Here is a 13755-nt window from a genome sequence, read left to right as displayed (position 1 = left end):
TCGCATAAGCAATCATGCATCCTTGCGGCTGCTGTGTTGTGAATCGCCTACCCCCGAAGGCGATTCCAGGCACCTGGGTTCAGGCTTGCTTCACCGCCGAGATCTCGAACTCGAGGGTTACCTTCTCGCTGACCAGCACGCCACCGGACTCGATGGCGGCGTTCCAGGTGAGGCCCCAGTCTTTGCGGTTGACCACGACCGAGCCCTCGAAGCCGATGCGCTCGTTACCCCACGGGTCGATGACTGCGCCCTGGTATTCCAGCGGCACGGTGACCGAGTGGGTGGTGCCTTTGATGGTCAGGTCACCGGTGACGTCGACGGTGTCGCCGTCGATCGAGAAGTCGGTGCCCGTGAAGGTGATCTCGGGGTACTTCTCGACGTCGAAGAAGTCGGCCGAGCGAAGGTGCGCGTCGCGGCCCTCGCTGCGGGTGTTGATCGAGTCGGACTTGATGGTGACGCTCAGGCTGGACGCGGACGGGTTCGCGCCGTCGACGCTGGCCGTGCCGGTCACGTCGGTGAAGCTGCCGCGCACCTTGGTGACCATGGCGTGCCGGGCGACGAAGCCCAGCTGGCTATGGCTGGCGTCGAGCACGAACGTGCCCCTCAGGTCGGCCAGGGTGGCGGGGGTGGCTGCTGCGGTCATTCCGGGAACTCCTTCATGGGGCGGACTGTTTGAAATCTCAACTACATCTCCATCATAGACGCTTTGATTGATCTGTCAACCATCAATTCGCAACTAGTGGTTGGGCGCACTTGGCTAGGGTGGCGGCAGGCGGCGCGGCCCCAACGACTCCGGCGCCGTCGAAGGGAGCAGCCGTGAGTTCGGCCCAGTTCGTTCGAGACGACGTGCAGTGTGATCTTCCCCTGGCCCGGGCCAGCATGGGCAGCGACGGCTACGACGTCTCAAAACTGCTCGCCACAACGGGTGATGTCACCCTCGACGTGGGCTTCGGCAACACGGCGGCCTGCCGCTCGGCGATCACCTACATCGACGGCGACGCCGGCATTCTGCGCTACCGGGGCTACCCGATCGAGCAACTGGCCGAGCACTCCACCTTTCTCGAGACGTCCTACCTGGTGCTCTACGGCGAACTGCCCACCGCCGCTCAACTGGCCGAGTTCACCGAGCGGATCAGCACCCACCACCTGCTCGACGAGCGGCTCAAAGAGATGTTCCGGCTGTTTCCGCGGCGCTCGCACCCCATGCCGGTGCTCGCCGCCGGCATCAACGCGCTGTCGACCTTCGCGATGCCGCCGGTGTCGCTCGAAGAGAAGACCCTCGAACAGCAGACCTACCGGCTGATGGCCCAGGTGCCCACGCTGGCCGCGTACGGCTACAAGAACTCCCTCGGCCTGCCGACCCTGTACCCCGACGAGTCGCTGGGCTACATCGAGAACTTTCTGCGCATGAGCTTCGGGGTGCCGAGCCGGCCCTACGAGATCGACGACACCATCGTGCGGGCCCTCGACGTGCTGTTGATCCTGCACGCCGACCACGAGCAGAACTGCTCCACCTCGACGGTGCGCATGGTCGGTTCGTCGGGCGCCAACCTGTACCTGTCGGTGGCCGCCGGGGTGAGCGCCCTGTCGGGGCCGCTGCACGGCGGCGCGAACCAGGCCGTGATCGAGATGCTGCAGCAAATGCGCGACACCGGCGAGAGCGTGGCCACGTTCGTGCAGAAGGTGAAAGACAAGAAGTCGGGCGTCAAACTGATGGGCTTCGGCCACCGCATCTACAAGAACTTCGACCCCCGCGCCCAGATCGTGAAGCGTCACGCCGACGCGATTCTGCGTGAACGGCCGGGCCACGACGAGCTGCTCGACCTGGCCCTGGCGCTCGAAGAGGCCGCGCGCAGCGACGACTACTTCACCGAACGCAAGCTGTACCCGAACGTCGATTTCTACACCGGCCTGATCTACCAGGCGATGGGGTTTCCGTCGAACATGTTCACCGTGCTGTTCACCATCGGACGGCTGCCGGGCTGGATCGCGCACTGGCGCGAGCAGTCGCTCGACCCGGCCACCAAGATCGGCCGGCCCCGCCAGGTGTACACCGGCGTCGTGCAGCGCGACTACGTGCCGAGCGACCAGCGCTGACACACTGGTGCCCATGGCCCGCTCACCGATCGCCAGCACCCCACGCCCGCGCCGGGGCCGTCCGGTCGCACCGACGGTGCGGGTGGAGCACCCCCGTGACGCCATGGACGGCAGCCGCGCCCAGAGTGCCGGCACCGAGGCCGAGCACGCGTTCTTCGTCGAGGAGTTTCGCGGCGTCACCATCGTGATCGCTCTGCCGGTGCTCACCGATGCCGCGCTCGCGGGGTTGGCCCGCTCGATCAGCGGGTTCGCCAGCGGCGACACCAGGTTCGTGCTGGTCACCGGCAGCCATGCCGATGCCGCACGACTGGCTGCCGCGATCGGCGCCGACCGGGCGTTGGACGCCCCTAACACCTGGGCCGTCGACGAACTCGCGGAGTTGTGGATCGCCACCACCGACGCCCGCGTGCTGGTGGTGGTGGCCGAAGCCACGGCGCTTGACGCGGCGCGCATCGCGGTGGGGCTGGGGGCGTCCAAGGTGGTGCTCACCGACGCCGGCGGCGGCTGGGGCGACCCTCCGCGCAGCTTCGCCGAATTGCGGGTGCACCGCCGGGCCCTCGAACGGGCGCTCGCCGATCGCGCCGACCCGCTGCTGCTGCAGGCGATCGAAACAGCGCTGCGCGGCGGCGCCTTCTCGGTGAACCTCTGCCGCCCCGAAGACGTCGAGCTCGAGCTGTTCACCTTCGACGGTGCGGGCACCCTGATCACCCTGGGCGGCTACCTGCAGGTCACCGATCTGCGGGTGGACGACCTGCCCGCCGCCGAAGAGCTCGTCAACCGCGGCGTGGCCGCGGGCATTCTCAAGCCCCGCACCCGGCAGCAGATCGCCCGCATGATGATCGGCGGGCTGGGCGCCCGGCTGATTCGCACGGGGCATCTCGCGGGCCTGGTCGGCCTCGAGGTGGACGCCTACGGGGTGGCCGGCGTGGGCGAGGTGTCGGCCCTGATCACGGTGAGCGAGTTCTCGGGTGCCGGGGCCGGCGGCCTGCTGATCAGCGCGCTGCTCAAACGCGCGCTCGACCGCGGTCTGACCTCGGTGTTCGCCGTCACCGTGTCGGACGACGCCGCGGCCTTCTTTCTGCACCGCGGCTTCACCGAGGTGTCGCGCGACGACGTGCCGCCCGGCAAGTGGACGGGCTACCACCCCGAGCGGCTGGCCCGCGCCCGGTGCTTCACCTGGGTGTTGTGAGCCCGGCCAGGGTGCGGGTGCGGTCGGCCACTAACGTGGCCCGTAGCACATTGGCCGGCGTGGGTTCGGCCAGCAGGGCCCCCACCGCGTCGGCCAGCGCCCCGAGGCCGAGGTCGCCAACCTGCCTCGCCCGCTGCTGCAGGGTGTCGCGCTGCCGGGGCGACAGGGCCGGCCTGCCGGTGGACGCCAGCGCTTCGCACACGTCGAGCACCGCGTCAGCGAGTTGACCGATCGGGCCCACCACCTGCCCGGACGCCCCGGTGTAGGCCCGCGGCTGTTGCGGCTTGGGCTTGCGGGCCAGCCAGCCGCGCCGCGGCTTACGTTCGGCCGGGGTCAGGGTGGGTGAGATCAGCCGTTGGGTGCCCTGGTGGGTGACGAACAGCGAGAGCAGGTGGTCGTGCTCGTCGAGCACCACGGCGTGAACCGGCAGCCCGTCGTGCAGCACCCAGCCGATCACGTCCTGCTCGGCGCCCGTCGCATCGAATCGCACCGGGTGCCGCACGCCCGACCGGTCGGTGATCGGCCACACCAGCTCTTGGTTGATCTCATCCAGTTCGGGCTCACCCACGCCCAGCAGCCGTCGGGGCACCACCAGCCGCACCTGAGCCGGAGGCGGCAGAAAGGCCAGACCGCGCGCTCCCCCGCCGCCGTTGACGGACTCCGCGAAGGCGTCCAGGTCGACCGGTGCCGTGGAGAAGGCCGACTCGGCCCTGACGCGGGTGCGGGTGGTGGCGCTCAGCGTGCCGTCGTCGCGCCGTTCGGCCCCCTGCAGTGTGAACGGTCCGGCGGCGAGCGTCTCGGCGGAGGCGCCCCACAGCAACGGCGTCGTCCACGAGCGGGCGAAGCCGGGGTCGGCGCCCGCGGCCCGTCCGGTGGTGGCGGTTTCGAGGCGGGCGTTGGTGCGATCCCACACCGTGAGGGTGAGGCCGCGCGACCCTGACGAGCCGGTCCACCAGCGCACCGATAGCGGCACCAGAACGCCGGTGTCGGCGTCGTCGCCGGGGCCGCGGGTACCCCCCAGCAGGTGGGTGGGCAGCGGCGCGTTCGCGGCGGCCAGGGCCGTCGCCAGCGCCCAGGCCCTGGCCAGCACGTCGAGCAGGTCGCGTTCGGTGGTGTCATCGGCGCGGGCGGCGATGCGCGCGGCGCGTCCGGCGGCGCGGGTCAGCACGGCGCCGAGCAGCGGCAGGGCCTCGAGCCGGGCCCGCTGGGCGGCCGCGGGCAACCGGTCGACGCCGTCGGAACCGAGCCGCGACAGGCCGAGGCGCAGCAGGCTCTCGGTCGCCTCGACCGCCTGGTGCATGGCCTCACGCTGGCCGGGCTGCACCACGTCGGGCGCGTGCTCGGGCCAGACCCAGGGGCGTCCGTTCTCGGTGAAAAGCCTGACCAGAGCCTCGAGCCGCCAGGCCCGCTCGGCCACGTCGCTGTGAGTGCCGGACGTCAACATGCCCGCGAACCCTCCGCCCGGCACGGCGACGATCTCGGGCGAATCGGCCCAGCTGATGCGCAGCGAGCCAGGCCTTTGCTCGATGGATGTCGGGCCGGCGGGTGGCGCTGCCGCCAGCTTGCGGACGGCGGCCACGCCGGCCTGTCGGTTGACCGCTGCGGGATCGAGCGCGAGCAGTTCGGCCAGCACGTCCGCCGGTAAAGATGGTCGGCAGGCGTCGGGAGAGATCCCGGCGTCCGCCGGGATGACGGCGTCGTTCGCCCGGATGACCGGCCCACGCGCCCACACGCAGGCCGCCACGATGTGCACGCACACCCCTGCCACCGGGCAGCTGCAGGTCGCCCGCCGCGGACTCCCGGGCAGCAGCCGCACCTCGGCGCCCGGCATGCCGGTGTAACGCAGCAGCACGGACGGCTCGCCGGCCTCGACCAGCTCGATGCGCTCGGCCTCTTTGTGCCCGCGGCGCACCAGCCCCTTGTTGGCCAACGTGGCCAGGGCGTCGTCGTCGAGGTCCGCATAGGTGGCCAGCCACGCCGGTGTCATGCCATCACCTCGGCCAGCCACTCGGCGAACCGGTCGGGCGTCATGGCGGCCACCGGCATACCCGCGGCCACCAGCCGGGCGGCCGTGGTGGCGTCGTACCAGGGTTCGCCCTCGTCAGAAAGCGCCGCCAGCCCCAGCAGCGTGACGCCGCTCGCCGCCAGCCGGCGCACGCTGGCGATCAACGCCGTCACCGACCCGCCCTCTTCGAAGTCGCTGATCAGCGCCACCACCGTGCGGGTCGGCTGGCTGACCAGGCTCTCGGCGTGCTTCATCGCCTGGGCGATGTTGGTGCCACCACCGAGTTGGGCGGTGAGCAGCACCTCGACCGGGTCGTGGGCCAGGTGGGTCAGGTCGACCAGCGAGGTGTCGAACAGGATCAGCCGCACGCTCACCCCCGGCAGCCCGGCCAGAATCGACGCCGACACCGCAGCGTGCAGCAGCGAGTCGGCCATCGAACCCGACTGGTCGACGAGCACGATCACGTCCCACTGCAGGTTGGTGCGGCGCCTGCGGGCGGCGAACCGCACCTGCTCGACCAGCATGCGCCCGGTGGCCGGGTCGACGTTGGCCAGGTTTGCGGCGATGGTGCGCTTGGCGTCGAAGTTGGCCGACGACGCGTGCGGGCTGCGTCGGCTGCGGTCGCGCATGCCGGTCAAGGCCGTGGTGAACCGGGGTTTGAGCCGGGCCACGATGTCGGCCACCACCTTCGCGATCAGGGTGCGCAGGCCGTCGGCTGCCGCTGGCGAGAGACGGCCCTTCATGCGCATCAGGGCGGTGGCGAGCTGCTGGTTGGGGCCGAGCGCGTCGACGGTGCCGGGGTCGGCCAGCAGGTCGTCCAGGCCGTAGCGGGTGACCGCGTCGGCCTGCAGCCGCTCGAGTGTCGAGGCGGAAAACAGTGTGCGCGCCTTGCCCAGCCAGTTGAGCGCTTTGATGGCCGACGGGTCGAGCGTGCCGCCCCCGCCCCGGGCGTGCCGGTGGCCGCGGCGGGTGTACTCGCGGTCGTACAGGTAGCCCAGGGTTTCGTCGAGCCCGGCATCGGACGAGTCGCGGGGCAGGTTGCCGTCGGCGTAGCGGCCGAGCACCAGCCGCCAGCGTCGGGCCTGCTCGCCGCTCACGAGGCCAGCCACGCGGCGAGTCCGTCGCGCACCAGCGACCCGGTGAGTTCACGCTCGAGGGCCGCCGCCTGCTCGGCCACGGCGGGGTCGATCGACAGCACCGCGTCGAGGTCGGACGCCCGCGCGCCGGTCAGTTCGGCCAGTTGGCCGGCCAGCCGCGAGGTTTCGGACGGCTTCAGCCAGGTGAACGCCCGGCGCAGGTCGGGCAGCACCGCGAGGAACGCCTCGGCCTCCATCGCTGCGAGCGCGGCGTTGAGCGCCGCCACCAACTCGGGGGTGTGCAGCAGCAGGTCGGGCGCGGCCTGCAGCAGGCCGAGCAGAAAGCCGGCCACCCGGTCGGCGTCGGCGCCGGGAGCCAGGTGCGCGGCGGCGGCGCCGGCGAGTTCGTCGGGGTCGAGCTCGGCGTCGCTGAACGCCAGCCCCAGCAGGCAGCCGTGCAACCGGGCGGGCAGGGCGGGGTCGCGGCGCAGCCGCCGGAGTTCGCGGCGCACGGGCTCAGTGGTTGAACGTGTCGAAACCTCGCTGGTTGAGCCTGTCGAAACCTCGCTGGTTGCGCCTGTCGAAACCTCGCTGGTTGCGCTTGTCGAAACCCCGGTCTCGACAAGCTCGACCGACGGCGGCTCGACCGACGGCCGGTCGGCACGCTCGACCGACGAGTCTTCGAAGCGCACCAGCAGCGACCGCAGGGCGATCAGATCGTCGCAGGCTTTGGCCTGGTCGTCCGCGCGCAGGCCCGTGAGCGGGGGCACCAGTCCGGCTGCGGCGGCCAGACCCGAGGCGATGAGTTGGCGCACCGTGACCAGGTGCTCGCCCAAGGCGAGCCGGCCCTGGTCGGCCAACAACCCGGCCAGGGCGTGCAGGCTGGCGACCACCGAGCCCAGGTGCGCCTCGTCGTCGTAGCACTGCCGCAGGGCGGCGAGCGCCGGCGCGAGGGCGTCGGGTTCGCCCATCACGATCAGTTCGGTGATCAGGCTCGCCACCGAGGCCGCCGAGGTGTCGTCGCGACCGAGCCGTCGGGCAACCCCGGTGCGCACCAGTTCGGCCAGGGTGGCCCCCTTCGCCGAGGCCGCGATCAGGTTGGCCTCGACGAGCGGCGTCCAGGCGTACTCCCAGTCTTCGAACAGCAGACCGGCGCCGAGGCCCTGCACCAGGTCGGCCCCGCCGGTCTGCCGGGCGAAGCCGCTGCCGACGAACCGCATGCGGGCCAGAAACTCGCGGCGCCGGCGGTGGGCCGGCTTGCGCTGGGTGTCGAGGCTGACCGCCCGGGGCGTGGCATCGGTGATCACGAACCGCAGCTTGGTGGCGATGCGCCGGGCCTCGGCCACCAGCGGCGGTGCGGCCAGCCCGTCGGGCAACTCGCCCAGCGTCGGGCCGCCGAACACCTCACGCAGCGCCTCGCCGATCGCTCCCGACAGGCCCGAGTCGTCCTTCACGAAACAGCTCACCAGGGCGTCGGTGATGTCGGTGCGGCCGGGCCACGACCGCGCGCGCAGTTCGGCGAGCCGGACGGCCTGGCCGGCGGCGTCCATCACCGACGCCGAGCCGATCGGTTCGCCGGCCCCGCGCAGTCGTGCCGCCACGTCGAGTACGACCTCGACCGCGAAGTCGCGAGGGCTCGCCCCGGCGGCGCGGGCCAGCCAGGCCCGCTGCCAGAACCCCGGCGACGGCATGCCCGCGCCGTAGCCGCGCAGGCCGTCGAGCCGGTCGAAGTCGTAGCGGATCAGCCAGGCTTCGCGGTCGAGCTGGTGCGCCGCGGACTTGTGGGCGCGCACCCAGGCCGCCTCGGGGGCACCGTCCAACACCTCGATCAGGGCGAGGGTGTGAAAGGCGCCCGTGACCACCACCACGCCGCCCGGCTCGTCGCGGTACTGCTGCAGCACCGAGGCCATCACCGCCTCGCGGGCGTGCGTGCCGTCGCCATCGAGCAGGGCCCGGTCGGCGTCGAGCCGAGCGAGGCCGGCCCACGCCAGGGTGTCGGCGAAGAACGTGCGCCAGTCGGCCAGCGCCTCGGGCCCGCGCACCTCGAACAGGTGCTCCCAGACCTCGTCGTGGTCGCGGCAGCCCAGCGCTGCGGCCACCGCCGCGATCAGTTCGCTGCGCGCCAGGTGGTGCTCGGCCTGCAGGGTGCGCACCTCGTCGGCGTCGGGGTCGTCTGAGTAGCTGGCGTCGAAGAACCGCACGGTGGCGCCGGCCGCCATGCCCCAGCGCAGCGCCACCCACTCGGGCGAGAAGTCGGCCAGGGGGTAGAAAGCGCTCTGCCGCTCGCCCACCGAGAGCACCGCCACGGGCGGGACGGTGCGCGCGTCGGCCAGGGCGGGCAGCAGCCGGTCGTACTCGCGTGGGCCCTCGATCAGCACCACGGCCGGCCGCACCTCGTCGAGCAGCGCGGCAAGAGCGGCCGCGCAGCCGGGCGAGTGGTGCCTGATGCCCACGAAGTGCACCCCCCGGTCGCGCCAGCGGGTGAGGGCGGCCAGGGCGTGGGCGAGGCGGGGTGGGGTCTCGACAAGCTCGACCGGCGGATTCGGCTCGCCAGACGGGGTCTCGACAAGATCGACCGACGTCTCGCCAAGCGGGGTCTCGACAAGCTCGGTCTCGACAGGCTCGGCCATCGGTGTCAGCCCCACAACCCCTCGGCGGCGTCGAAGAACTCGCGCCAGGGCGAACTGCCCCGGGCCCGCTGCCGCACCACGTTGTCGACGTAGTGCCGCACCAGCCGGGCGTCCTCTTCCTCGCCCTTCTGGGCCACGCCGACGATCTGCCGGGCGATGTCGCCGGCGCGCACCGTGCCGTCGCCCAGGTAGCGGGCCGCCATCGACGCCGCCACCGCGACGTTGACCGCCTCGGCGGTCGACATCACCGCATCGGGACGCTTGACCGGGGTGCCGGTGTCGGTGCGTCCGGTGCGCAGGTCGGCGAAGGCGGTGACCAGCACGTCGAGCACCGGCGGCGACAACTGCGGCCGCTGAGGGCCGAGTTCGGCGTCCAACGCCCGGCCGATCAACTCGGCCTCGAACGCACGGTCGCTGATCGGCCGCACGGTCTCGAAGTTGAACCGGCGCTTCAGCGCGGCCGACATCTCGTGCACGCCGCGGTCGCGCAGGTTGGCGGTGGCGATCACGTTGAAGCCCGGACGGGCGGCCAACCGGGCCTCGTCGCCGAACTCGGGAATCATGATCTGCTTCTCGCTGAGAATCGACACCAGGGTGTCTTGAATCTCGGCCGGACAACGGGTGATCTCTTCGAACCGGGCGATCGCGCCCCTGGCCATCGCCTGGTACACCGGCGAGGGCACAAGCGCCCGCTGGGTGGGGCCCTCGGCGATCAGCAGGGCGTAGTTCCACGAGTAGCGCACATGGTCTTCGGTGGTGCCGGCCGAGCCCTGAATGGTCAGGTTCGAGGTGCCCGAGATGGCCGCAGCCAACAACTCCGACAGCATCGACTTGGCGGTGCCCGGCTCGCCCACCAGCATCAGCCCCTGCCGACCCAGCAGCGACACGATGGCCCGGTCGACCAGCGGGTCGTCGCCGTAGAACTTGCGGGTGACGCCCAGCCCGGCATCACCCACCACGAACGCCCGGACGGCCCGGGCGCTCAGCTGCCAGCCCGGCGGCACCGGCGCACCCGACGCCTGATCGGCGCGCGCCAGCGCGTCCAGTTCGGCGGCGTAGCGCACCTCGGCCGGCGGCCGCAGTTCGCTCGTGGTGACCTCGGTCATGGCCCGGTCTTCCTTTCCCAGTCGGGATCGAACGGCCCCAGCGCCGCCAGCGCCGCGTAATCGGCGTAGCACTCGGCCAGCAGCACGTCGGGCACCTGGTTCAGCGCCACGCTACGACGTCGCACCCCCAGAAAATTCAGCCCGATGGTGGCGCAGGCGAAGTTCTCTTCAGGCACGTAGCTGCCGGTGAACTCCAGCACCGCGGTGACCCCCGAGGCGGTGAACGCCTTGGTGTACACGTCGAACCAGGCGCCGTCTTCGGCCGGGCCGCGCTGGTAGCCGCGCTTGGTGGCCACCCCGCGAAAGCTGAACGTGTCGGTGACGTGGCCCTTCAGGTCGGTGACCTGGGTGGCGTTGCGGTCGATCGCCGGCAGCGCGTTGCCGAACTGGTCGAACAGCGGCGCCACCTCGTAGTCGGCCAGGTGCGCCACCCAGGCCTCGGACGTCGCCTCGCCCACGCTCACCCGGTGGGCCAGCCCGACCCGGGCGTCGTCTGCGAGTTCGATCGACTCGTCGTCGATGTCGATCAGGCCGCCGTCTTCGGTGGGCCGGAACAACCGCTCCTTCGGCCCCGGGTTCTCGACCCACACCAGCCGGCTGACGAGCTGGCCGACCAGCGGGTGCTCGAGCAGAAACTCGCGCCAGTCACGCGTCGTCCAGGTGCGGCCGGAGCACATCGCCTCGTACAGCCGGGCGGTCTGCTGAGCGAGCACCGCCTTGAGCTCTTTGCGCGAGGTGGTCAGCTGCTTCTTGGCCGCCTTGACCAGTTCGTCGTCGTCGGCCTCGCGGGCGGCGGGCAGCGCCTTGATCGGCTTGCCGTTGTCGGTGCTGAGCTCGATGGTGCCGGCGGGCGTGGCCCGTCCGATGAATTGGCGCGAGCCGAAGTCGAGCCGCAGCAGCGCATCGGCGTCGAAGCCCGCGGTGGGAATGGTGCGGTCGGCGAGCTCGTCGGCCGTCCAACCGCGCCGGTCGGCCAGCCGCTCGACCAGCGCGGCCGCGGTGGCCTGCACGCTGGCCTGCTTGAACCGCCTCGAGATCGACAGCAGCAGCTGCACGGCGGCCGGCTGGCCGTTGGCGTACAGCGGGTACATCAGCGCGTCCACCTGGGCCCGGCGCGCACCGTGGCTGCGGATGTAGGCCTGCACGGCGCCCGCGAGTTCGATGCCCGGCACGCGGGTGGTCAGGGCGAGCAGGCCGCGGTGCGCGGCGGCCGAGCCCAGATAGGTGGCCTGGTGCTCGTTGAACGCGTCGCGCACGTGCTGCTCGACCGGACGGGCGGCGTTCTCGCGCACCCAGCCCAGGTACTGGGGGTCGGTCTGCGGCCGGGCCAGGATTCGCTTCAGCGTGTCTTGCGCCCACTGGTACCGCTGCGGGCCGAGCGCGGCGGCATGCGCCCGGCTCTGCTCCTGGTCTGGGTGCCGGGTGTCTTGCGCGATCCACGAGTCGAGCACGAACCGGCCCAGCGCCTCGCCCGACTCGGGTGCGAGCCGGCCGACGTACAGGTCGAGTAGGCCCGAGCCGTCGGGGTCTTTCAGCTTGTTAGCCAACACCACCCACCAGGTGCCGATGCGCGGGTCGACGGACGATCCGTCGGCCCAGCTGAGCGCGGGCAGGTGGTCGAAGCCGAACCAGTCCAGCGCCGGCGGGATCTTCGCCTTCAGCCCCTTCACCGCTTCTGCGAGCAGGGCATCGGGCCCGAGGTCGGCCGAGATGTCGTCGCCCAATTGCTGCAGCGCGGCCAGCATCGCGGCCCGCGGCACCTCACGCTTCTCGGCCGCCAGGGCCTTGCGTAGCACCGGCACCGCCGCCGGGTCGCCGATCGTGGCCAGCCAGGCCGCGGACGCCGCCCGCAACTCGCCCTTGCCGTCGGCCAGACCCTGGGCGGCGAGCGTCGGGGCCGCGCCGTGCCGGGCCAGCAGAGCCTGTGCGGTCGGCCGGTTGCGCCGCGAGGTGCCCAGCGCCACGGCCGAGACACTGGGCAGCACCACGGGCGGAATGGTGGGGAAGCCGGCCAGCACGGCCAGCGCGTCCGCCACGTCGGTGGCGTCGCCGCTCAACCAGGCCTGCAAGACGTCCAGGTGCACCGCGAACCAGGGCCAGGTCACCTCGGGGTCGAGGGTGGTGCCCCAGCTCGACTCGCGGGCCAGCCGCGGCACCATGTCGAACGCTTCGCGGGTATTCAACGTACGCACGACGGCGTCGTCCACCTGACGAAGATCGGTGAGCTGCTCGATGCGGTGGGGCACCAGCCACTGCACAGAGTTGCGCTTGGGGTTCGTCTCGAGCCGCATCAGGTGCACCAGGTTGAACGCGGGCACCGATTGGGCGAGCTGCACCGTGTTGAAGTGCTGCAGCACCTTGGGTTTCGGCCCGCCCTGGGCAGCGCGCACGATCTGCTGCAGGTCACCGTCGGTGAGCTGGCGCCAGAGCTGCGCCTGCTGCTTCTGCCATTCGAACTGGCCGCCCTGCGAACGGTTCAGCGCGGCGTCGACGTAGCTGCGCAGCTGCTGGAAAGCCAGCGCCTCGTCGAGTGCGTCGGGCAGTGGGACGAACGGGGGCACGATCAGCGGTTGCACCTCGGCCGAGGCGTGCAGGGCCTCACGTCGAGCGTTGGCCTTGTCGACCGCGCCGCCCAGCTTGGCCCCGTTGCCCACCGCCTCGTCGAGCAGCGCTCCGCCGGCCTGGGTGCGCGACAGGTACTCGATGAGTTCTGCGCTTTGTGCTACCGGAGCCGTCAGCAGCACCGGCCTCAACGCGTTGGTCTGCAGGTCGCCGGGCAGCAACGCCAGCGCCGCGATCGCTGCGGCACGCACGCCCTTCGCCTTGTCAATGGCCAGCCGAGCGATGATCGGAGCCAGCACGGGGCCAACCGCCGGGTTCGCCGTGACACGCTCGGCGATGCCTTTGCGACCGTCGGCGCTGAGCCGCAGCACCGCTTGCGGAGGGATTTGGTGGCCGAAACCGAGCAGGTAGTTGTCGATGCCCGGCAGCTCATGCGGCTGCACCACCGAACTGCCGTAGATGTTCGCCTGTTCGCTCAACGCGAGCAGCACCGTGGCGGCGATGTCGCCCTCGGCCATGCCATCGTTCCTCAGCAAGTCGGCGAAGCGTTCCGGCGGCCAGTGCAGGTGCGGCAAAGCCGCCCGGTCGAGCACCATGCACAAGTCGTTGGCCAACGCGGTCAGCCACTTCGGCACCCCCGGTACTTGGCGGTTGGGCCCGTGACCGATCGCAGCCAGCACATAGCCGAACCGCAGAAACTGCGGCTGGGTCAAGGTTGTGTTGCGGTACAGCTGCGAGCGCGAGTTCGGCACCGTCTTGTTGGGGTCGCCCGACACCCCCGCCTCGCGCAGGCGAACTTTCACGTCGTCAGGCAGCCACCGGCTCCACGACTGCAGCTGAGCGGGGTACTTGAGCAACGTCATCAGCTCCGGCTGGTGTGCGCCGTCCAACTCGAGCAGCACCTCGGGCGAACTTCCGTCGTGCACGAAGGCGAGTGCGCGTACGTACAGTGGGTTCGAGACGGCGTTGATCGGCAGCAGGGCTTGGCGCAACGGCTCGCTGGGCCCGTCCACGCGGCCGCCCAGCATCGACTTCAACCGATCGAAGACCATCGTCACCCCTCGACTCACGTACTCTCGGCCATTCTGTC

Annotated in this window: 8 protein-coding genes; 2 read left to right on the top strand and 6 right to left on the bottom strand. The window is 71.2% G+C overall.

What is annotated here, in order from left to right:
• Positions 1-79: 79 nt before the first annotated feature.
• Positions 80-643 (bottom strand): YceI family protein, encoded by a 564-nt coding sequence (locus tag MPLG2_RS15045; protein ID WP_105186841.1) that lies wholly within the window; start codon positions 641-643, stop codon positions 80-82.
• Between the two features lie 173 nt (positions 644-816).
• Here MPLG2_RS15045 and MPLG2_RS15040 point away from each other — a divergent pair, with 173 nt between their 5' ends.
• Together MPLG2_RS15040 and MPLG2_RS15035 are read left to right on the top strand one after the other, a co-directional pair.
• Positions 817-2097, top strand: coding sequence for a citrate synthase (locus MPLG2_RS15040; RefSeq protein WP_231935681.1), 1281 nt, complete (start codon positions 817-819; stop codon positions 2095-2097).
• Between the two features lie 13 nt (positions 2098-2110).
• On the top strand, positions 2111-3286 hold the full coding sequence (locus MPLG2_RS15035; RefSeq protein ID WP_197709969.1) for a GNAT family N-acetyltransferase: 1176 nt from the start codon (positions 2111-2113) through the stop codon (positions 3284-3286).
• On the opposite strand, the gene MPLG2_RS15030 is transcribed toward MPLG2_RS15035, so the two are convergent.
• The 5 genes from MPLG2_RS15030 to MPLG2_RS15010 are packed head-to-tail and all read right to left on the bottom strand — an operon-like array spanning position 3270 to position 13717.
• Entirely contained in the window at positions 3270-5273 is a 2004-nt protein-coding gene (locus MPLG2_RS15030; RefSeq protein WP_105186839.1) for a hypothetical protein, read from the bottom strand. The genes MPLG2_RS15035 and MPLG2_RS15030 overlap by 17 nt on opposite strands.
• Complete coding sequence (locus MPLG2_RS15025; protein ID WP_105186838.1) at positions 5270-6400, bottom strand: VWA domain-containing protein; 1131 nt, start codon at positions 6398-6400, stop codon at positions 5270-5272. Before MPLG2_RS15025 ends, MPLG2_RS15030 begins: the two co-directional genes overlap by 4 nt.
• Positions 6385-8997 (bottom strand): DUF5682 family protein, encoded by a 2613-nt coding sequence (locus tag MPLG2_RS15020; RefSeq protein WP_158681256.1) that lies wholly within the window; start codon positions 8995-8997, stop codon positions 6385-6387. Before MPLG2_RS15020 ends, MPLG2_RS15025 begins: the two co-directional genes overlap by 16 nt.
• A 5-nt stretch (positions 8998-9002) precedes the next feature.
• Complete coding sequence (locus MPLG2_RS15015) at positions 9003-10103, bottom strand: ATP-binding protein (RefSeq protein ID WP_105186836.1); 1101 nt, start codon at positions 10101-10103, stop codon at positions 9003-9005.
• Entirely contained in the window at positions 10100-13717 is a 3618-nt protein-coding gene (locus MPLG2_RS15010) for a DUF4132 domain-containing protein (protein WP_158681255.1), read from the bottom strand. Before MPLG2_RS15010 ends, MPLG2_RS15015 begins: the two co-directional genes overlap by 4 nt.
• Positions 13718-13755 lie beyond the last annotated feature (38 nt).

The organism is Micropruina glycogenica, from assembly GCF_900289045.1.
Classification (GTDB): domain Bacteria; phylum Actinomycetota; class Actinomycetes; order Propionibacteriales; family Propionibacteriaceae; genus Micropruina; species Micropruina glycogenica.
Note: the sequence above shows the minus strand (reverse complement) of the source record. Positions and strands in the feature narration are given on the sequence as shown.

Coding starts and splice junctions, on each gene's coding strand:
- MPLG2_RS15020 (WP_158681256.1), bottom strand. CDS start 8,997: ATGGCCGAGCCTGTCGAGACCGAGCTTGTCGAGACCCCGCTTGGCGAG.
- MPLG2_RS15035 (WP_197709969.1), top strand. CDS start 2,111: ATGGCCCGCTCACCGATCGCCAGCACCCCACGCCCGCGCCGGGGCCGT.
- MPLG2_RS15010 (WP_158681255.1), bottom strand. CDS start 13,717: ATGGTCTTCGATCGGTTGAAGTCGATGCTGGGCGGCCGCGTGGACGGG.
- MPLG2_RS15015 (WP_105186836.1), bottom strand. CDS start 10,103: ATGACCGAGGTCACCACGAGCGAACTGCGGCCGCCGGCCGAGGTGCGC.
- MPLG2_RS15030 (WP_105186839.1), bottom strand. CDS start 5,273: ATGACACCGGCGTGGCTGGCCACCTATGCGGACCTCGACGACGACGCC.
- MPLG2_RS15045 (WP_105186841.1), bottom strand. CDS start 643: ATGACCGCAGCAGCCACCCCCGCCACCCTGGCCGACCTGAGGGGCACG.